Genomic DNA, 19,952 nt, shown 5'->3' with positions numbered 1-19,952 from the left:
AATCTGTCTCTGCACATCCGCCCTCACCGTGGCGCGGGCGGACGCTCGATGGTCCGCTCAGATCACGCAGCAGGCCGCGCGGTTGCGCAGCGCGCGAATCGCGCTGTACGCGGTCAGCGCGGACGTCTTCGGGTTGTCGGGCAGCGGCTTGCCGCTCATTTCCAGCGACATCTCGCCGAATGCGCCGCGCGCGGTGATGCGGTGCACGTTGCGCTCGACGGCCGGATCGGCGATCAGGCGCACGTGCGTCGCGTCGAGGCCGAGGCCCGCGAGCGCCACCGTCGCCGCGACGTTCGCGTTCTTCGGATACAGCCGCGCGGCGTCGCGCGCGGTGCCTTCGAAGATCACCTTTTCCTCGCTCATCGCGTGCAGGTCGCACAGCGCCTCGGCCGGCGTGTCGAGCCAGCCGAGCGGCGGCTTGCGGCCGACGTACAGCACTTCGTCGAGGCCCCCCTGCTTCGCCGACGCCAGCGCGTCGATGCCGCCAATTGCGCCGGACAGCAGCGTCACGGTGGCGCCACCTTCGTCGGCGGCCTGCGACAGCACGTCGAGCAGCGCGAGGTCGGACAGCGCGCCGATCGACGCGACCGCGCAGTCGGTGCCGGCCTTCAGCAACGGCACGACGTGATCGACGAGCGCGCTGTGGCCCGCGCATTCGAGCGCGAACCCGGGGCGGCGGGCCAGTGCGTCGACCGACGACACGACCTCCACCGCACTGCCAAGCTCGCGCTGCACTGCGTCGCGCTGATGCTCCGGCACGATCACGTGCGCGACGTGCAGCGACGCATCGTGCTCGACCGCGCGGTACACGGCTGCGCCGATCGCGCCGAAGCCGATCATCGCGACGTCGACGGGTGCCCGCTTGTGCCCGTTACGCATACTGGCGCTCCGTCGGCGCTTCCTTCTTGACCGGCGGGCCCGCGAACGCAGACGCGAACGAGCCGACCGACAGCATGTCGACCTCGACCATCACCGGCCCTTCCTTCGCGATCCCTTCGCGGACGATCGCTTCGGCCTGGTCGAGCGACGTGATCCGGTAGTGCGTGAGGCCGAAGCTCGCGCAGAACTGCGCGAAATCGGGCTGGTGCAGTTGCACGAAGCAGCGGCGACCGCCGTAGTGCGCGTCCTGGATGTTGCGGATCACGCCGTAGCACTGGTCGTTCATCAGCACGATCATCACGTTCGCGTTTTCCTGCACGGCCGTCACCAGTTCGCCGACGTTGACCATCAGGCCGCCGTCGCCGACGAGGCAGACCGTCTTCGCCGCCGAACCGGCCAGCGCCGCGCCGATGCCCATCTGGATGCCCTGGCCGATGCCGCCGCCGAGCGCATGCACGCCCGCGCGCGGCTCGAAGATCTTCAGCAGGCGGTTGCCCCACGTGCTGTTCGAGATCGTCACGTCGCGCACCCAGTTGTAGTCGCGGCCAACGGCGCCTTGCAGCGTGTCGACGAGCTTCTTGTACGGCCCGAGGCCTTTCGCCACATCGGCCACCGCGTCCTCGCGGGCCGCCGCGAGATCGGCCGCGAATTGCGGATCGACCGACAGACGGCCTTCGAGGCGGTCGGCCAGCTCCGCCAGCACGCGCTTCGAATCGCCGTGCACGAACAGCGCGTTGCGATAGCCACGGTTGTCGGCGAGCGCATCGGCATCGACGCGGAACAACGGCTGCGGCAGCGCAAGCTTGTACTTCAGCGTTTCGTTGCCGCGCAAGCGCGAGCCGACCACGACAAGCGCGTCGCAGGTCTTGTAGAACGCCTCGACCGACGCATGCACGTTGAACGCGCCGAGCGTCGCCGGGTGATCTTCCGGCAGCACGCCGCGGCCCTGCACGCTCGTCACGACACCGAAGCCGAGCTTCACGAGGCGTTCGACCTCGTCGCGTGCATGGCGCGCGCCGCCGCCGAGCCACAGCAGCGGGCGGCGCTTGGCCGCGAGCGCGTCGGCGAGCTTCGCGACGCGTGCTTCGTCGTGCTCGCGCACCGCAACGTGCGCCGGTGCGAGGTCTTCCGGCCATTCGATTTCGGCTGCCTGGATGTCGATCGGAATCTCGACCGACACGGGGCCCGTCGGCGCGGTCTGCGCGATGCGCACGGCTTCGCGGATCGTCGGCAGCACCGTTTCGACCGTGCGCACGCGGAACGCGGCCTTCGAGATCGAGTCGAGCATCGACAACTGGTCGGGCGCTTCGTGGATGTACGCGAGATCCTGGTCGAGGTACGGCGTCTCGATCTGCCCGGTGATGTGCAGCAGCGCGGTGCCGGCCGTCAGCGCCTCGACCATCGCGCCGGCCGCGTTGCCGGCCGCCGTGCCGGTGCTCGTGAACGCGACGCCGAGGCCGCCCGACACGCGGGCCAGCCCGTCGGCCATGTTCAATGCACCGGCTTCGCCGCGTGCACCGACATACCGGATGTTGCCGCGCGAGTTGATTGCGTCGAGGATCGGCATGTTGTGGATCGAGATGACACCGAATGCGGTCTTCACGCCGCACTGCTCGAGAAAGGCGGCAATCAGCTCGCCAACCGTGGTTTTTTTAGACATGGCGTGCAAAGCCTCCAGAAACGTCGATATGGCTGCCCGTCGTGTAGGACGACAGATGCGTTGCGAGATAAAAAAGGGCCCAGGCCGCCTCGTCCGGCTTGCCGAAGCGATTCAGCGGAATGTTCTTCTTGCGGGCGAGCGCGCTCGTCCAGTCCTCCCAGCTTTCGCCGGGCTGCGCCTGCGCTTCATGGCGGCGGCGCCACTGCCCCGACTCGACGATGCCGATCAGGATCGAGTTCACGCGGATGCGCTGCGGCGCGAGTTCGGTCGCGAGCGATTTCACGAGGCTCAGCACGCCGGCGCGCGCCGACGACGTCGCGACCATGTGCGGCTCCGGCTGCAGCGCGAGCAGCGAGTTCACGCAGGTGATCGACGGCGCGGCCGCCTCGCGCAGCAGCGGCAGGAACGCGCGCGTCGGGCGAATGATGCTGAAGTACTTCAGCTCGAGTTCTTCGCGCCACGCGTCGTCGGTCGTGTCGGCGAAGGTCGACACGCGGCCCTGGCCGGCGTTGTTGACCAGCATGTCGGCGCGGTCGAAACGGGCGGACACCGCTTGCGCGAATGCAGTCACGTCGGCTTCGTCGAGCACGTCGCAGCGTGCGGTCAGCAGTTGGGCATCCGCGTACTTGTCGCGCAGCACCGCTTCGGCGCGTGCGAGGCGTTCGCCATCGCGGCCGCAAATCGCGACCGACGCACCGGCCTGCAGGAACCGTTCGGCCGTCGCGAGGCCGATGCCGGACGAACCGCCCGTCACCACCGCTACTTGCCCGGTCAGATCGATCTCAATCATCGGAGTCCTAAAGCCTTCAAAAACGTGTGCTCGTCATCCGAGCGGTAATTGAGCCGCCGCGACAACTCCGCCGCCGCGCGCTGCACCTTGTCGATCAGTCCGTCCGCGATCAGCGCCGCGTCGATCTCCGGCCTCGGCACCGTCACCGTGATGCACGCGACGATCTTCTGCGTCTCGTTGCGCACCGGCGCCGTGACGACCGAGATCCCGCGCTCGAACGACGAATTGCTGACGCCGTAGCCGCGCAGCGCATCCTCGCGGATCACTTCGTACAGCGCGTCGACCGTTTCCGGCGTCGCGCTCGTCATCCGGTTCAGCGCGCCTTCCGGATACAGCGCATGCAGTTCCTTCAGCGACAGGTCGCCCATCAGCACGTGGCCGTGCGTCGTCGCATGCGCGGGCAGCCGCGTACCGACGTTCACACGAATCGAACTGAACACCGGCGACTGGCTCTGCGCCTTCGCGACGAACACCACGTCGCGGCCGTCGCGAATCACGATATGCGTCGTGAAGCCGGTCGCATCGCGCAGGCTCTCGATCACCGGCAGGCCGAGATCGGTCAATTCCAGCGAGCTCAGGTATTCGAAGCCGAGCCGCAGCACGGCGATGCCGAGCTTGTAGTTGCGATCCTTGTCCGCACGTTCGAGAAAGCCGAGCGATTCGAGCGTCTGCAACAGACGGAACACCGTCGTGCGCGGAATGCCGAGCCGTTTCGACAGCTCGGGCGCGCCGAGCACGGGCTCGCGCGGCGAGAATTCGGCGAGGATGCGCAGCCCGCGTTCGAGGCCCGGCACCACGTAGCCGGCTTCGGTCTTCGCATTGTCCGCGTCCTGCTGGTGTTGCAACGGTTCGCTCATTCCCGCCCCCGTTGACCATCGCACTGGCGGCAGAAGCCGTCTATCAGCGCGGAATAGACTGCCGGCGCTTCCACATAACCGGCGTGCCCTGCCTGCGGAATCACCTGCAGCCCGACGTGCGCGGCCGCGGCGATCCGCTCGCATGCAGCGGGCGGCGTGATCGCATCGTTCGCGCCGACGGCCACGGCGATGCGGCCGCGAAAGCCGGCGAGATCGGCCGCGAGATCGGCGTTCGCGAGCAGACGCGTGGCCTGCGCATAGCCGGCCGGCACGATGCGCGCCATGTTCCAGCGCACCCACGCCCGCGCCTCCTCGTTCGCGAAACCGGACAGCATGTTGCCGCTGCGCTGCTCGGCGAGCCCGGCCGGGCCCAGTTCCGCGAGCATCGCGAGCCGCGCGTCGCGGCGCGATTCGCGCGTGTCGGCCGGTGCGCCGCCGTAGCCGCCCGCGGGCGAAATCAGCAGCAGGCCGGCGATCCGCGCGGGCATCACGCGCGCCAACCCGCCCGCGATGATCGCGCCGAGCGAATGCCCGACCAGCACGCAGCGTTCGATGCCGAGTGCGTCGAGCCACGCGTTCAGCGACGCCGCGTAATCGGCGGCGGCCGGCGACGCGCCGCGCACCGGCGTCGACACGCCGTAACCGGGCGCATCCCACGCGAGCACGCGGCGCGACGCGCCGAGCGTGTCGAGCTGGCGGACCCACGATGCGGCGCCCGAGCCGATCCCGTGCAGCAGCACGACGGGCAGCGTGCGGCCCGCATGCTGCGCGCCGGCCTCCCGGTAGCCGATCGTGCCCGCCGCGCCGGCTTCGCAACGCTGCTCGGGAAACTGCCCGAGCAGCGCGGCGAACGCCGCGGTGCGGTCGCGTTCACGTTCGCGTTTGTCGATGACACTCATTGCTTCACCGGCTCCGTCTCAACGCTTGATCTTCGCGAGCGGCGAATCGGGCGGATACGTCGGCGTGATCGGCTTCGACGAACCGAGCATCACGCACATCAGCGCATCTTCCTCGCCGATGTTGATTTCCGTCCGATACACGCCCGGCGGCACCGAGATCAGGTCGCGCTCGCCGAGGATCGCTTCCCAAGTCTCGCCGTCGCGCTCGCAGATCACCTTCATCTTGCCGCGCAGCACGAAGAAGATTTCCTCGACGTCGATATGGATGTGGCTCGGGCCGATGTTGCCGGCCGGGATCACCATCGTCGAGAACGTGAAGTTGCCGGCCGGCACCGTGTTGACGTCCTTCGCGACGCCCGTGCCGCCCGTGCCGACGTAGCGCATCTGCGCACGGCGGTACTTCGGGTCGTAGTCGGCCTGGAACTTCAGTGCGTCCCAGTCGTAGCGCCGCGTCGCGTAGCGCGCGACGCGCCCTTCCATCCAGTCGTTGAAGCTTGCGCCTTCCGGCTGGTCCCACGACTTGCGTTCGAGATCGGCGTCCGCCATCGTCCTCTCCTTCATTCCGAGTGAAAACTTCAAATCAGTTCATTACGAAGCCGCCGTTCACCGGCAGCAGTTGGCCCGTCACGAAACGCGCGCCGTCCGACAGCAGGAACAGCACGGGGCCCGTCACGTCGTCGGGCACCTGCGTGCGTGCCAGCGCACGGCCCTGCAGGTAGAACGCATGCCGTTCGGCCGGCACGTAAGCGGTCGCCTCGACTTCGGTCAGCCCCGGCGCGATCGCGTTGACCGTCACGCCGTGCGCGCCGAATTCGCGTGCCTGCGCATGCGTCATCGCAATCACCGCGCCCTTGCTCGCGACGTAGGCGAGCAGCTTCGGCGCGCCCCACAGCGCGGTGTCCGATGCGAGGTTCACGATCGCGCCGCGGCCCGATTGCGCGAGATGCGGCAGCGCCGCATTGCTGACGAGCCACACGCCGCGCACGTTCACGTTCATCACGGCATCCCACGTCGACACGTCGAGCTCCGTCGAGAGCTTGCCGCCCGAGTTCGTGATCGCCGCGTTGTTGATCAGCGCGTCGATGCCGCCGAGCGTCGCCGCGCCCTGCGCGACGAACGCGTCGATACTGGCCGGGTCAGCCAGGTCGAGCGCGAAGAAATGCGCGGTGTGGCCGGCTTGCGCGAGCTGCGCGGCCAGCGCGCGGCCCTCTTCGATCAGCACGTCGCCGAACGCGACCTGCGCGCCCGCCTCGACCAGCGCGTTCACGAAGGCGGCGCCGAGACCGCGCGCGCCGCCCGTGACGAGCACGCGGCGACCGGGCAGCGCCACGACCGGAGCGAGCTCAGCCATTCGCGGGCTCCGAAGCGGCGTGGGCCGCGCGATGCGCGTCGAGCGCGGACAGATGCTCCTGCGCACGCTGGCGCAGCATCCGGCGCACGCGCGTGATGCCGACGTCGTGCTGGTACAGGTATTCGTGATCGCGCGCATGCGGCGCGAGGCTTTCGAGGACGTAGCGATCCTGCTCGAGCACGTCCCAGTGCAGGCCTTCGAGGCGGTTGCGGTACATGAAGCGCCACACGTCGCGCTGCCAGCCGCCGACCTTGCGGGTACGCCAGAAGTAGACCTGACAGTGGTCGCCGTCGACCGGCGTCGCGAAACCGATGATCCCGAAGTTGCCGCCGGGGCCGAACTTCTGCTTGTACGGAATCGCGAGGCGCATCCACAGGCAGCCGGTTTCGCCGAGCTCGACCCAGTCGAAGTTCACGTCGCGCTGGCCGATCTTCTCGAACATCAGGCCCGTGTCAGTCTTGCGCACGCGCATGTCGGCCTGCTTGTCGCCTTCGGCCATCGAGTGCGACGTCGCATGCAGATACGCGCCGTGCATCGGGTCCATCACGTTGTCGATCGCATACTGGTAATTGCACTTCCAGTTCGACACGCACAGGAAGTGCGCGTATTCATCGGCGACCAGCTCTTCCGGCAGGTTCAGCGCGGCCGGCTCGCCGTGCGCTTCGTCGCCGAACCACAGGAAGATCGCGCCGGCCTTCTCTTCGACCGGATACGACTTCACGCACTTCGTGCCTTCGAGCGGACAGTTCGACACGGCCGGCACGCGATTGACCGTGCCGCCGCCATCTACTTCGATGCCGTGATACCAGCACGCGATGTTGCCGCCGAGGTTCCAGCCGAGCGACAGGCGCGCGCCGCGGTGCGGGCAGCGATCTTCCAGTGCGTGGACCTTGCCTTCGTGATCGCGCCACAGCACGATCTGCTCGGACAGGCGCGTGAGGCCGACGGGCGCGTTCGACACCTGCCAGCTCGGTGCGACGGGATACCAGTAGTTCTTGATGCCGCGGTCGAGATAGTCGCGGACCGCGTCGTGTTGGGTTTCGTGTTGGTCGGGGGACGTCATCAGTGTGCTCCGGATGCGGTTGTCGTCGGGCCGCCGCTCAGGCGCGCGGCGCGGTCGGTGCGTTCATTCCGCCAGCGAGGCCATTTCGGCGCGGAAACGCTCAGGTGTCCAAATCGTGCCGTCCGGCGCGCGAAAGCCGATGCGGTTCAGGCCCGCGACGACGTCGTCCAGCTCGGTCGCGCCGCTCTCGAACACGCGTTCGAGCGCATCGCCGAGGTCGTTCTCGTACTGCGTCGGTTCGGCCTTGCGGTTCTGCCAGACCTGGTTCTCGACCTGCCCCGGAATCTCGATCTGCCCCTTGCCCGCGACGTTGTTCGGCTGCGGCGCCACCCACGGCTTCAGGAAGGGATTGAAATTGACGGTCGCTTCTTTCATGTCATTCCACCTTGATCTGGATTTCTTCACCGGCCAGACGCACCGCGTACTGCTTCAGCGCACGCCCGCCCGGGCCCTTCAGGCATGCGCCCGTCTTGATGTCGAACACGGCTTCGTGCAGCGGGCATTCCACCGTGCCTTCGTCGACGAACCCCTGCGTCAGCAGCGCGTACGCATGCGGGCACACGTTCTCGAGCGCATACACGTCGTCGCCGACGCGGTAGATCCCGATTTCCACGCCGTCGGTCCGCTTGAACTCGATCGGCGTGTCTTCCGACAGCGCGCCGGCGTGGCCGGCGCAAACCCATTGTTCAGACATCTCGCACCCTTCCTTCTGATCGACTCTCGGTTTGTTCCTATTTGTTCCATATTAGGAACGTCAGTTTATGGATGGTGATTATAGGAGCGACTTTCCGCGAGTAAAATAAAAAGCTGCATGTCCTAGGGAAAACACCGACACCTCGCTCGACCGCTCCCTTCGCCTACTCTGTCGAATGTAATTTTTTGTTATGTGACGGGGATTTATCGGCTTTTTCGAGACGTCACGCAGGATTGCCGGGCGCCGGCCCGGCGCTCATCCGTCCCGAAAAATTTATTTTTGATCGGGCGCACACCCCCTCTATACTCCATTCCATTAAAGGCACGTCGTTCCTTATATGGAACATAAGAATGTCCTTTCGGCGATGAACATGCGCGACGGCCGGCCGTCCCCGCGCAGGCCGTCACAACACGTATTCATCAGGTTGGAGAGTCAGGAGATCAAATGGTCAAGCATGCGGTAGCAGCAGCAGTCATCGGGATGGGCGCCGCGTCGGGCGCGTGGGCGCAGAGCAGCGTGGTGCTGTACGGCAGCATGGATGCGGGCGTCGCCTACGTGAACAACGTCGGCGGCCACGCGAAGTGGGCGATGATCCAGGGCAATACGCAGCCCGACCGGTGGGGCCTGAAGGGCAAGGAAGATCTCGGCGACGGGCTGTCGGCGATCTTCCAGCTGGAAAACGGCTTCTATACGAACAACGGCCAGTTCGCGACGGCGAACACGATCTGGAACCGCGCGGCGTTCGTCGGCCTCGGCTCGGAGCGCTACGGCACGCTGACGCTCGGCCGCCAGACGCCGCTGACGTTCGACTATCTCGATCCGCTCAGCACCGCGTACCTCGCGCTGAGCTGGTTTGCGTTCCATCCGGGCAACATCGACGCGCTCGCCGCAACCGGTAACGTGCCGTACAACAATTCGGTCAAGTACCGTTCGCCGACCTTCGCGGGTTTCTCGGCCGCGGCGACGCTCGCGCTCGGCAACACGACGAACTTCTCGACCGGCAAATCGGTCGGCGTCGCGCTGAACTATGCGAACGGGCCGTTCAAGGCGTCGGCCGTCTACTCGAACGAGCACGACCGCTCGATCCTGATCAGCCAGACGGGCATCACGTCGTTCCAGGGGCAGAACACCGCGAACGGCTACCTCGCGAACAAGGTCGAGAACATCGGCGCGGGCGCGTCGTACCAGATCGGCGACTTCCTCGTGCATGGCCTCTACACGCGCGTGAAGATGCAGTCGAACGGGTTTTCCGACACGTTCCAAAGCTACGACGCGGGCGTGAACTACCGCAGCAGCGCGTTCAACACGATCGCGGGCGGCGCGGCGACCACGACGCTGGCCGGCCGCCGCTGGACGCAGGTCGAACTCGGCGACATCTACGCGTTGTCGAAGCGTACGCAGTTGTATGCGAACGTGCTTTACGAACACGGTTCGGGCGGCGCAAAGGCTGCGTTCTTCACGGCCGGCGTGTCGAGCACCGCGAACCAGGTGATCGTGCTGACCGGCATTCATCACTCGTTCTGAGTGAACTCGGGCACCGCGCCTGCGGTGCCCGAAAACGACAAGAGCAGCCCGCGGGCCGCTCTCTTCGTTGCGATGCCGCGCGCCGCGGCCGGATCGATGCGCGAACGTCAGAACATCGCGACCTTGTGGCGCGCATGCGCGAACGTCGGGTCGCTTTCGAGCGGACGATAGTTCAGCCGTTGCGACAGGTCGACCGCCGCGCCGCACACCGCTTCGACGAGCCGTTCCTTCTCGCCGGCCTCGCCGATCTCCGAGCGCGGCACCGTCGCGGTGATCGCCGCGACGATCGAGCCCGAATGATCGCGCACGGGCGCCGTCACCGCGGAAATACCGCTCTCGAACGCCGCCTCGCTGACCGCATAGCCGAGCCGCGCGTAATGACGCACGCGCTCGTACAGCTCGTCGACGGTGCCGGGCGTGCGCTCGGTGAACTGTTCGAGTTTCTTCTCCGGATAGAGCTGTCGCAGCGCATCGCGCGTCAGGTCGCCCATCAGCACGTGGCCGTGCACGGTCGCATGCGCGGGCAGGCGCGTGCCGACGTGCACCTTCACCGAGCCGAACATCGACGCATTGCTTTGCGCCTTCGCGACGAACACCACGTCGCGCTGGTCGCGGATCAGCAGGTGCGTCGACAGGCCGGTCGAATCGCGCAGCCGTTCGAGCACGGGCGTGCCGAGATCGGTCAGTTCGAGCGAATTCAGGTATTCGAAGCCGAGTCGCAGCACGCCGACGCCGAGCCGGAAATAGCGGTCGCCGTTCACGCGTTCGAGAAAGCCGAGCGCCTCGAGCGTCTGCAGCAGGCGGAACGTGGTCGTGCGCGGAATGCCGATGCGCTTCGACAGCTCGGGGGCGCCGAGCACGGGCTCGCGCGCGGAGAATTCAGCGAGGATCCGCAGCCCGCGTTCGAGCCCCGGCACCAGATAGGACGAAGCGCCGCCGCCCGACGACTCGTCGTCGCCAGGCACCGCCGGCTCAGGGGCATCGCTCATCGTTGTCTTGACCATGTGGACATGGACGGAAGGAAATCAGTCACGAAACAGGTCATGGATCGCCGTGGAGATTCAGTCATGCTACCTCAGTGCGCGCGTGGGCTCGCACCGCTGCGCGGCGCCGCGATGCAGCACGCGCATCCACGCACCATGACGCGTCATTCAAGGTCGAGAGGATAGCAGCGTTGGACGGCGCGACGCCATGCGGAAATCGCCGGACGACGGAAAGGCGGCCGCGCGGCACGCGGCACGCGGTCGGGCAACGATGGCCGAAGCGTGAGCTTCGACGCCGGACAGCCTACAGGCGCGACAGATAAACGCGAATGGTCGTGCGGTCGTACGTAAAGCCGCCGGCCGAATCCGGCTGCAGCACGCGTGCCAGATCGACCGGATGCAGCCATCCGGCGCCCAGCAGGCCGCCGTTGATCCCGCGAATCCGGGTGCCGCCGACGGCGATCGCGGCGTGAAAGACATTGGTGCCGCGCGCGAAGCCGACCGCGGTGCCCGCCGGAATGCTCGCGCGCCCGTCCCACTGATTGCCGGTCTCGAAGTTGAAGCGCGTCTTCCACAGCTGGCCGATCGTGTCGAGCAGCGTGCCGGGCGCGATCATCGCGTCGGCGCGCAGCAGATAGCGGACATAAGCAGCGGCGTCGTAGCAGACGCCGCCGGACACGTACTCGTCGATGTTCGCCATCCCGAACATCAGCGCCTGCGCGTGTTTTTGCCGTTCGGCGATGCCGGATTGGGCGACATGCCCGCCTAACTGGGTCAGTTGCACGGATAGCTCCTTTCAGGAAGGCGGGACGTCATCGTCCCGCGGATGCAATAACGTCATATCTTATTACGATATGGCTCGGCGTTTTCCAGGCTTGTTCGCGCCAAACGCGGTGCGTACTTGCCGGCGGGTCGCGAGCCCGCGTACAGGCTTTCGCCACGCGCGTCGCATCGTCGGCGCAAGGACAGGTGGCGCGGCGAACGCCAGCGGGCAGGCGCCTCTCGCCACCAGCGAAAAGCGAAAAATGGAAAGCAGTCAGGAAAGCACCGCCCGGTAACGGACGGCGCAGAGGAAGACGATCCTCGGGCGGGATCGCCGCGACGGCGTCAGGCCGTCACGGCGGCGTCATATTCGGCGCGGGCAAGCTGGCCGGCGGCGTATGCCTCGGCTTCGCCGCGAAAGCCTTCGCGGCTGAACGCCACGACTTTCACGCCGACGCCGGTCGCCCGCTTCACCGTCAGCGCCCATTGCCATCCGCCGTCTTGCTCGAAGACGTGCAGCGAGGGTGCGAAGGAAGGGTCGAGTACGGTCACGCGTTTTGCTCCTGCCCCGTTGCGCGCTGCGTCGGCCACGCACGGAGACATGTCGAAAGGGTCGCGCCGATAGGCCGGCGCATTTCTGTCATTCGACAGTTTATTCAAGGATTGTTGCGACGCACCATCAGAGGTTTCACTCACCTATCGGAACCGGGCGGTCGATCAAATCTATCTGAAACCCATACGGGACGGGCCTCCGCGCCCGGTCACGCCGGCCGGCATCGCGTTCGTGCGGCAACGTGCCGCACGCGCGGCCGATTGCTTGCATCCAGCTTTCGTGGATCAAGAAAACGGGGCGCGATCTATTCGCCCGCCATCGACACGCGCCGGAAGGTCAGGTTCACGCGTTCGCCCTGCACGCCCGGCGCCTTCGGCACGCGGTGCTGCCATGCGGCCTGCGTGCGTCCGCGCATCACGAGCAGGCTGCCATGCACGAGACGGTATGCATGCGTGACGCCCGTCGCGCGATGACGAAGATCGAACACGCGCATCGCACCGAGACTCACCGACGCGATCACCGGCGCGTCGCCGAGTTCGGGTTCGTTGTCCGCGTGCCAGCCGAGGCTGTCCAGCCCGTTGCGATAGCGATTGAGCAGCACGCTGTTGAAACGCACGCCGCAGGTCGCCTCGACCGCCTGCTTCAGCCCGAGCACGGCCGGCGTCCACCGCTCCGGGACGTTGCGGATCCCCGAGTACACGTAGACGGCATCCGGTTCGCCCTGCCACGCGGTGAGCCGCGGCAACGGAATGCGTCCGCGCGGCGTGCGGATCGTGTCCTGCCGCCACGCGACCTCGTCGATCAGCGCGGCCAGCGCGCGATCGGCGTCGGGCGGCGCAAGCCAGTCCGGGTACCAGTCCACGTCGGGCACGGGCGTATCGGCGAAGAGATCGGGGATCGACATGTCGGCAGGAACGGGCAAGGAACGGAGCGAAAGATGCATGTCTGCATACTAGCCAACGGCGCCGCGCGCCGCCGTGCGCTGTCATTCGCACCGAAAGGCCGACAGGAAGCCGCCGTGCGCCGCGAGGCGCATTCGTATCGCGCGACGGCCGCCTCCCGGCTATCGGCTAGCCGCGCGTCAGCCGAATCAGCGTGATCTCGGATGGCACGCCGAAACGGTTCGGCGGCCCCCAGTAGCCGGTGCCGCGGCTCGTATACAGCCACATGTCGCCGAAGCGGTTCAGCCCGCCGATCACCGGCTGCTGCAACCGCACGAACGGCGGCCACGGCAGGAACTGGCCGCCATGCGTGTGCCCCGACAACTGTACGGTAAAGCCCGCGCGATTCGCCGCTTCCGCGCTGCGCGGCTGGTGTGCGAGCAGGATCTTCGTGCCGACGTCGCGCGGCGCACCGGCCAGCGCCTGCTCAGGATCGCTGCGATGCGCGGGATCGAAGCCGCCCGCGGTGAAATCGGTCACGCCCGCGAGCACCGCCCGCGCGCCGCCGTGCTCGATCAGCACGTGCTCGTTGAGCAGCACCGTCAGCCCGATACGACGAAACTCGTCGATCCATGCATGCGCACCCGCGTAGTACTCGTGGTTGCCCGTCACGAGGAAGGTGCCGTGCCGCGAGCGCATCTGGCCGAGCGGCGCCGTGTGTTCGCGCAGGCGCTTGACCGAACCGTCCACCACGTCGCCCGTCACGACCACCAGGTCGGCGTCGAGCGCATTGACCGCGCGCACGATCCGTTCGATGTACGGCCGCTTGATCGTAGGCCCGACGTGGATGTCGGACAGTTGCACGATCGTCAGCCCGTCGAGCGCGGCCGGCAGCCCGGCGACCGGAATCGACACGCGCTTGACCGCCGCCGTGCGACGCGCGCCGACGAATCCGATCGCGGTCGCGAACACCGCGGCCGCCAGCACGCCGAGCGCCGTGTCGGGCGCCGCGCGGCTCCATGCACCGTCATGCCCGAGATGCCGCCACGCGAACACGCCGAGCAGCACGATTTCGCGCAGGAACGTCAGCACCAGCAACGACGAGAAGAAGCCCATCGCGAGCGCGCCGGCCCATCCGACCAGCGTCGCGGCCCACCCTTCGTCGAAGCGGCGCGAGAACATGCCGACCGGAATCAACACGACGAAACTCGCCAGCACGAGCGCCGCGACCGTGCGTGCGAGCGGCGACGCGAACGCATCGGGAATGATCCGCATCCCGACGTACAGATGGAACAGCACGCCGATTGCAATGAACCGGACAAAGAAACTTCGCATGGAACGTTCACCTTCGTTGCAGTACCGCTTCCCCGACGCGCGTCGCGCGGGCCATGATGCCCGGTGCGGCGCGTCGCGCCCTACGCACGATGGTACACAGATCCCGGCCGCGACGACGGGTCGCGGCCGGCGGCGCAGCGCCGTGCGGCTGCGCACGCCACTCGGCCACCTTCCCGCCGCAACGCCATGCGCTTCGTTCTCGTCGACGTCAAACTTTTCACGCAGATCGCGAAAGCGAACAGCCTGCCGGGCGTGCTGCACCACGCTCTCGTCGACCTGCTCGTCGAGGCTGCGCGCGGGTCAGCCGGACCGACCGGATTTGCATGGGTCCAGGCGGCAATCGACGGTTTGCGCGCCGATTGCCGCTGCGTCGACATGGCAAATTCCGCTGCGCGATTTCATCTGACGATCCTTTACAGTCCGTTAGCAACCCTACGCGAGCGGGTGCTGGCAGAATCGCGACGGTCCGATCATCGATGCCGACACACACTGCCTGACCGTCCGGCATGACCGACCACGCGGCCACGGCCAGCCTGTGCCCATGCGGCAAACGTGCCGGATCGCTGGCGGTCCGCATCGCGCTGATTTATGATCGCCTCCGTATTCAGGAATCATCGTCGCGGCCCGGCCGGTCGCGACGATCCGCATTGCGCCGCGCCCGGCATCCCCCCCCAACGTCGAGCTCGTCACACCATGAGAAGAACAACGCCGCGCGCGCCCCTGCGCGTCGCCGCCGTGCTGGCGCCCGTCCTGCCGCTCGCGGGCTGCGCATCGCGCGGCGCACCGTCCTACGTGCTGTTCGGCGCGTATTTCCCGCTGTGGCTCGTCAGCGCGATCGTCGGCATCGTCGGCGCGATCGTCGCGCACCGCGTGTTCGTCGCGACCGGCTGGGCCGCGACGGTGCCCTACCAGCTCGCCGTCTGCACCGCGATCGGGCTCGTGGTCGCCGTGATCGTCTGGCTCACCGGCACGGGGCCGTTCGCATGAAGGCCGCCGGCATCGCCCGCCCCTCCGTCAAAGGCCGCGTGATCGCGCTCGCGATCGTCGCGCTCGGCATCGCGGCGCTCGCGTACGCGTACCACCGCACGACCGCCTATCCGTCCACCGACGACGCGTCGATCGACGCCGACGTCGTGCACGTCGCATCGCCGGTCGGCGGCCGCATCGTGCAGCTCGCGGTGCATGAAAACCAGCGCGTCGCGAAAGGCGACCTGCTGTACGTGATCGATCCCGTGCCGTACCGGCTGACCGTCGCGCAGGCGCAGGCCGACCTCGAACTCGCGCGCGCGTCGCTCGACACGCGCCGCCGTTCGCTGATCGGCGAGCGCTCGAACGCATCCGTCGCTGCCGAGCAGGTCAAGCGCGCGACGCAGAACTACGATCTCGCGACGCGCGACGTGAACCGGCTCGCGCCGCTCGCCGCGCAGGGCTACGTCAGCGCGCAGCAGTTCGACCAGGCGAAGGTGCGCCAGCGCGACGCGTCCGTGTCGCTCGCGCAGGCGCAGGAGCAGCAGCGCGCGTCCGCGCAGACGATCGGCGACGATGCCGACGCGATCGCGACGCTGCATGCACGCGAAGCCGCGCTGGCCCGCGCGCAGCATGCGCTCGACGATACGGTCGTGCGCGCGCCGCACAACGGGCTCGTGACGGGCCTGAGCGTGCTCCCCGGCGAAACCCTCGCACCGAACCAGTCGATCTTCACGCTGATCGACGCGAGCGAATGGTTCGCGGTGGGCAATTTCCGCGAGACGTCGCTCAATCGCATCGCAGTCGGCGACTGCGCGACCGTCTATTCGATGATCGACCGCAACCGCCCGATGACGGGCAAGGTCGTCGGCATCGGCGCCGGCATCGCGGACAGCGCGCGCATCAACCTGCCGCGCTCGCTGCCGATCGTGCAGAACTCGGTGAACTGGGTGCACGTCGCGCAGCGCTTCCCCGTGCGCGTGAAGCTCGACGAACCCGACGGCAAGCTCGTGCGTGTCGGCGCGAGCGCGATCGTCGAGGTCCGGCATGGCTCAGCCTGCCGCTGACGTCCGCACGCCGGGCCCGCGCGAAGTCCTGCGGCTGCTCGCGCCGTTTCCGGGGCGCGCGGCCATGGCCGTGCGCGTCGCGCTGATCTGCGCGCTCGTCGCGCTCGTGACGAGCGGATACGGCACGCCGGAAGCCGCGATTTCCGCGTACGTCGTGTTCTTCCTGAACCGCGCCGATCGCGTGACGAGCGTCGTGCTCGCGGTCGCGATGTTGCTGCTCGTCACGGTCGTGATCGCGCTCGTGATCGGCGCCGCGATCTTCAGCATCGAGTATTCGGTACTGCGCGTCGCATGCATGGCCGTGCTGTCGGTCGGCCTGCTGTACCTGACGTCCGCGAGCAAGCTGCGTCCGGTCGGTGCGATCCTCGCGATGATCGTCGGCTTCGGGCTCGACGAACTCGGCCTGGCGCCGGTCGGCGAAGCCGCGACGCGCGCGCTGCTCTATGCATGGCTGATGGTCGCGATCCCGGTCGGCGTCGCGATCGTCGTCAACCTGCTGATCGCGCCGTCGCCGCGCAAGCTCGCGCACGCTCAGCTCGCGAAGCGGCTGCGGCTCGCCGCGCGGCGGCTGCGCGGCGACGACGACGCGCGCGCCGCGTTCGACGCCAGCCTGCGCGAAGGCGACAAGCCATTGCTCACGTGGCTCAAGCTGTCGAAGCTCGAAGGTTCGTCGTCGGGCGCCGATGTCGTCGCATTGCGGCAGGCCGTCGCGTCGAGCACCGCGCTGCTCGTCGCGGTCGCGCTTGCGGATCGCGAAGCGGACGCGCGGCTGCCCGACGCGTTCGCCACGCCGATCGTGACGACGCTCGACGAGATGGCCGCGATCCTCGAACGGGGCGGCTATCCGGTCGACGTGACGCTCGCGCTGCCGGCCGCCGATGCGCTGCCGCCGCTCGCGCGCGTCGTCGCGACCGACCTGCACACGGCGATCACGCAGTTCGCGCAACCGCCCGCGATCGACGCGGCGGCCGCACCGGCCGATACCGCCGACACGCGCGCCGCCGACAAACCGGCGGAACCCGCCACACCGCCCGCCCCGCGCGGCGGCTTCTTCCTGCCGGACGCGCGCACCAATCCCGACCACATCCGCTATGCGCTGAAAACGACGGTAGCCGCCATGTTCTGCTACCTGCTGTACTCGCAGCTCGACTGGTCGGGCATCCATACCTGCTTCATCACCTGCTACATGGTGTCGCTCGGCTCGACGGCCGAAACGGTCGAGAAACTGACGCTGCGCATCGCCGGCTGCATCGTCGGCGCGCTGATCGGCACCGCCGCGCTCGTGTTCGTCGTCCCGTCTCTGTCGTCGATCGGCGAGCTGATGGCGCTCGTCTTCGCCGGCGCGTGGCTGTCCGCATGGGTCGCGTTCGGATCGCCGCGCATCGCGTACGCGGGCTTCCAGATCGCGTTCGCGTTCTTCCTGTGCGTGATCCAGGGCGCGGGCCCCGGCTTCGACCTGACGCTCGCGCGCGATCGCACGATCGGCATCCTGCTCGGCAACGTGGTCGTGTATCTCGTGTTCACGCGCATCTGGCCGGTCAGCATCGGCAAGCAGATCGACGCGGCGCTCGCAACGCTGCTCGACCAGTGGCGGCGCGTCGCGCAGATCGCGCAGCCGGCCGAACGGCGCGCGCTGGCCGCCGAAGCGTTCGCGCGCCACGGCGCGATCTCGCAGGAGCTCGGCCTGATCCATTACGAACCGTCGTGGGTGCGGCCGGCCGCGACGTGGCTGGCCACACGGCGGCGCGCACTCGCGGAACTCGGGGCGATCGAAGGTCCGCTGTTCCTGCTCGCCGAGCGCAAGCCCGGCGACGCGGCGATCGGCGCGCAACTCTCGCGCGTGACTGCGCCGGGCGACGACGAAACCGCGCCCCGCACGAATGCCCCGACACCACCGTCGGACATCGCCCCCGCCGACCCCACGCGCGACGCGCTACTGAACCTGATCGACGCGCGGCTCGCGCAGATCGCCGACGCCGCCCGTCAAGCCACACCGAAGGAGCCTGCCCCTCATGCGCCCACCTGAACCGCCGGCCGCGTCGATCGCCGCTGCCGCGCTCGCGACCGCCGTCGCGCTGGCCGGCTGCGCGACGTCGTCGATCGATCTGGCGCCGGAGGCGTCCGACCGCCCGTGGCAGCCGCAAACGTCGGCCGCGGGCGACATCGTGGCGGCGCCGCCGCGCGCGTCCGCACAAGGCGCGCACGACTACACATTGCGTGCCTCGCCGGCGCTCGCGTCGGTGTCGGCGCCGGCCGCGCTGGATGCCGCGCATGCGTACACGCTGCCCGAGCTGATCGATCTCGCGGAATCTTCGAACCCACTGACGCGTATCGCGTGGAACGACGCGCGCAACGCGGCGCTCGCAGTCGGCCTCGCCAAGTCCGCCTATCTGCCGCGCCTGTCGGCGACGGCGATGGGCGCGTACCAGGCGAACCACGGCTCGACGTCGACGATCCTCGGCGATTCGTCGAGCAACACCACCGCGCACGGCACGATTTCGGCGCTGTCGCTGCAATGGCTGCTGTTCGATTTCGGCGGCCGCGCGGCGCGCGTCGAAGCGGCCGAACAGGCGTCGATTGCATCGAACGTCGCATTCACGGCCGTGCATCAGCAGGTGATCCACGACGTGACCGTCTCGTACTACCGCTACGAAGCCGCCCGCTCGCGCGCGCTCAGCGCGCAACAGGGCCTCGCGAACGCGGATGCGATCCTCGCGGCGTCCCGCGCGCGGCTCAAGCACGGCGTCGGCACGGTCGTCGAGCTCGCGCAGGCGACGCAGAACCGTGCGCAGGCGAACCTCGCGCTCGTGCAGGCGAACGGCGCCGAGAGCGACGGCTATCTCGCACTCGTCTCCGCGCTCGGCATCTCGCCGCTATCGAAGCCGACGATCGCCGCGTTGCCGAAGCGGACGCTGCCGCCCGCGCTCGGCTCGTCGGTCGACGCGATCGTGTCGGACGCGATCGCGCGCCGCCCCGATCTGCAGGGCGCGTTCGCGGTCGAAAAGGCCAATCGCGCGAAGATCAAGGCGGCTCAAGCCGCGTTCATGCCGAAGATCTTCCTGTCCGCGTCCACGTCGTATGCGAGCGGCGGCACGTCCATCTCCGCGCTGCCCGCGATCGGCGACCAGGCGCCGACCGTCAACCTGAACGGCAGCCGCTACGGCGGCGGCGTGTTCCTCGGCGTGACGATTCCGCTGTACGACGGCGGTTTGCGCTCCGCCGTCTTGATGCAGGCGCGCAACGACGCGGAAAGCGCCTCCGCGCGCCTCACGCGGACCAAGGAGGAAGCTGTGCGCCAAGTCGTCGCCGCACAGAACGCGGTGCAGACGAGCCTGGCGTCGCACGACGCCGCGAAGGCGCTCGTCGATGCCGCGCAAACCAGCTACGACGCGGCACTGACCGCGTACCGGAATGGCGTCGGCTCGGTCACCGATGCGACGATCGCGCAAAGCCAGCTGCTCGCCGCGCGGAACGCGGAACTCGACAGCTATGCCGGCGCATTGTCGGCCGCCGCCGCGCTCGCGCTCGCGACGGGCACGATCGGCTCGGCGCAGTAGCGCCGCCGCAGGCGGTTGACGCGAGCGCGCGCCGCCCACTAGAATGCCGCCCATTCTTCCTTCAGGAACCATCGTGGACAGTTGCAGCACTCCGTTGCGTGCGCCGCTTGCCGCCTGAACGCCTGTCCGCC

21 protein-coding genes are annotated in these 19,952 nt (G+C 68.1%); 6 read left to right on the top strand and 15 right to left on the bottom strand.

Annotated elements, in window-relative coordinates; translation table 11 throughout:
* Positions 1–57: 57 nt before the first annotated feature.
* The 10 genes from J8I35_RS07180 to J8I35_RS07135 all read right to left on the bottom strand — a co-directional run bounded on the left by J8I35_RS07180 (position 58) and on the right by J8I35_RS07135 (position 8,193).
* Positions 58–879: an aspartate dehydrogenase gene (locus J8I35_RS07180; protein ID WP_050011919.1), complete on the bottom strand. Its 822-nt coding sequence runs from the start codon at positions 877–879 to the stop codon at positions 58–60.
* The gene (locus tag J8I35_RS07175) at positions 872–2,539 is read right to left on the bottom strand and encodes a thiamine pyrophosphate-binding protein (RefSeq protein ID WP_124654394.1); all 1,668 of its coding nucleotides are present in this window, start codon (positions 2,537–2,539) and stop codon (positions 872–874) included. The genes J8I35_RS07180 and J8I35_RS07175 overlap by 8 nt, the downstream gene beginning before the upstream one ends.
* Entirely contained in the window at positions 2,532–3,329 is a 798-nt protein-coding gene (locus J8I35_RS07170; RefSeq protein ID WP_050011921.1) for an SDR family oxidoreductase, read from the bottom strand. The genes J8I35_RS07175 and J8I35_RS07170 overlap by 8 nt, the downstream gene beginning before the upstream one ends.
* Positions 3,326–4,186 carry an IclR family transcriptional regulator gene (locus tag J8I35_RS07165; protein ID WP_209924865.1) on the bottom strand — a complete coding sequence of 287 codons (861 nt, stop codon included), beginning with the start codon at positions 4,184–4,186 and terminating at the stop codon, positions 3,326–3,328. Before J8I35_RS07165 ends, J8I35_RS07170 begins: the two co-directional genes overlap by 4 nt.
* The gene (locus tag J8I35_RS07160) at positions 4,183–5,085 is read right to left on the bottom strand and encodes an alpha/beta hydrolase (RefSeq protein WP_209924864.1); all 903 of its coding nucleotides are present in this window, start codon (positions 5,083–5,085) and stop codon (positions 4,183–4,185) included. The genes J8I35_RS07165 and J8I35_RS07160 overlap by 4 nt, the downstream gene beginning before the upstream one ends.
* A gap of 18 nt (positions 5,086–5,103) precedes the next feature.
* Positions 5,104–5,631 (bottom strand): cupin domain-containing protein, encoded by a 528-nt coding sequence (locus J8I35_RS07155; protein WP_006489904.1) that lies wholly within the window; start codon positions 5,629–5,631, stop codon positions 5,104–5,106.
* Between the two features lie 34 nt (positions 5,632–5,665).
* The gene (locus tag J8I35_RS07150; protein ID WP_209924863.1) at positions 5,666–6,436 is read right to left on the bottom strand and encodes an SDR family oxidoreductase; all 771 of its coding nucleotides are present in this window, start codon (positions 6,434–6,436) and stop codon (positions 5,666–5,668) included.
* Entirely contained in the window at positions 6,429–7,499 is a 1,071-nt protein-coding gene (locus J8I35_RS07145) for an aromatic ring-hydroxylating dioxygenase subunit alpha (RefSeq protein ID WP_089489495.1), read from the bottom strand. Before J8I35_RS07145 ends, J8I35_RS07150 begins: the two co-directional genes overlap by 8 nt.
* Before the next feature lie 63 nt (positions 7,500–7,562).
* Positions 7,563–7,874, bottom strand: coding sequence for a recombinase-like helix-turn-helix domain-containing protein (locus J8I35_RS07140; RefSeq protein ID WP_050011926.1), 312 nt, complete (start codon positions 7,872–7,874; stop codon positions 7,563–7,565).
* A gap of 1 nt (position 7,875) precedes the next feature.
* The gene (locus tag J8I35_RS07135; protein WP_050011927.1) at positions 7,876–8,193 is read right to left on the bottom strand and encodes a non-heme iron oxygenase ferredoxin subunit; all 318 of its coding nucleotides are present in this window, start codon (positions 8,191–8,193) and stop codon (positions 7,876–7,878) included.
* 444 nt (positions 8,194–8,637) lie between these two features.
* On the opposite strand from J8I35_RS07135, the gene J8I35_RS07130 reads away from it, so the two are divergent.
* Complete coding sequence (locus J8I35_RS07130) at positions 8,638–9,717, top strand: porin (protein WP_209924862.1); 1,080 nt, start codon at positions 8,638–8,640, stop codon at positions 9,715–9,717.
* Positions 9,718–9,824: 107 nt separating this feature from the next.
* On the opposite strand, the gene J8I35_RS07125 is transcribed toward J8I35_RS07130, so the two are convergent.
* From J8I35_RS07125 to J8I35_RS07105, 5 genes are all read right to left on the bottom strand, one after another.
* The gene (locus J8I35_RS07125; RefSeq protein ID WP_023475914.1) at positions 9,825–10,721 is read right to left on the bottom strand and encodes an IclR family transcriptional regulator; all 897 of its coding nucleotides are present in this window, start codon (positions 10,719–10,721) and stop codon (positions 9,825–9,827) included.
* Positions 10,722–11,004: 283 nt separating this feature from the next.
* Positions 11,005–11,484 (bottom strand): type 6 secretion system effector deamidase TecA, encoded by a 480-nt coding sequence (gene tecA, locus J8I35_RS07120; RefSeq protein WP_209924861.1) that lies wholly within the window; start codon positions 11,482–11,484, stop codon positions 11,005–11,007.
* Between the two features lie 323 nt (positions 11,485–11,807).
* Positions 11,808–12,014, bottom strand: coding sequence for a hypothetical protein (locus tag J8I35_RS07115; protein WP_034204546.1), 207 nt, complete (start codon positions 12,012–12,014; stop codon positions 11,808–11,810).
* A gap of 305 nt (positions 12,015–12,319) precedes the next feature.
* Positions 12,320–12,919, bottom strand: a complete 600-nt coding sequence (locus J8I35_RS07110) for an alpha-ketoglutarate-dependent dioxygenase AlkB (RefSeq protein WP_245170141.1) — start codon at positions 12,917–12,919, stop codon at positions 12,320–12,322.
* Between the two features lie 166 nt (positions 12,920–13,085).
* Positions 13,086–14,231, bottom strand: coding sequence for a metallophosphoesterase (locus J8I35_RS07105; RefSeq protein WP_124555038.1), 1,146 nt, complete (start codon positions 14,229–14,231; stop codon positions 13,086–13,088).
* 186 nt (positions 14,232–14,417) lie between these two features.
* Here J8I35_RS07105 and J8I35_RS07100 point away from each other — a divergent pair, with 186 nt between their 5' ends.
* From J8I35_RS07100 to J8I35_RS07080, 5 genes are all read left to right on the top strand, one after another.
* The gene (locus J8I35_RS07100) at positions 14,418–14,741 is read left to right on the top strand and encodes a hypothetical protein (RefSeq protein WP_124592927.1); all 324 of its coding nucleotides are present in this window, start codon (positions 14,418–14,420) and stop codon (positions 14,739–14,741) included.
* 183 nt (positions 14,742–14,924) lie between these two features.
* A complete protein-coding gene (locus J8I35_RS07095; protein WP_050011932.1) occupies positions 14,925–15,218 on the top strand; it encodes a hypothetical protein in 294 nt (97 codons plus the stop codon).
* Positions 15,215–16,264, top strand: coding sequence for a multidrug transporter subunit MdtN (gene mdtN / locus J8I35_RS07090; RefSeq protein WP_124555040.1), 1,050 nt, complete (start codon positions 15,215–15,217; stop codon positions 16,262–16,264). Before J8I35_RS07095 ends, mdtN begins: the two co-directional genes overlap by 4 nt.
* Positions 16,245–18,290 (top strand): FUSC family protein, encoded by a 2,046-nt coding sequence (locus tag J8I35_RS07085; RefSeq protein ID WP_209924859.1) that lies wholly within the window; start codon positions 16,245–16,247, stop codon positions 18,288–18,290. Before mdtN ends, J8I35_RS07085 begins: the two co-directional genes overlap by 20 nt.
* A complete protein-coding gene (locus J8I35_RS07080; RefSeq protein WP_209924858.1) occupies positions 18,277–19,821 on the top strand; it encodes a TolC family protein in 1,545 nt (514 codons plus the stop codon). Before J8I35_RS07085 ends, J8I35_RS07080 begins: the two co-directional genes overlap by 14 nt.
* Positions 19,822–19,952: the final 131 nt, after the last annotated feature.

The organism is Burkholderia sp. CpTa8-5 (genome assembly GCF_017815045.1).
In the GTDB taxonomy this organism is placed as follows: domain Bacteria; phylum Pseudomonadota; class Gammaproteobacteria; order Burkholderiales; family Burkholderiaceae; genus Burkholderia; species Burkholderia sola.
Note: the sequence above shows the minus strand (reverse complement) of the source record. Positions and strands in the feature narration are given on the sequence as shown.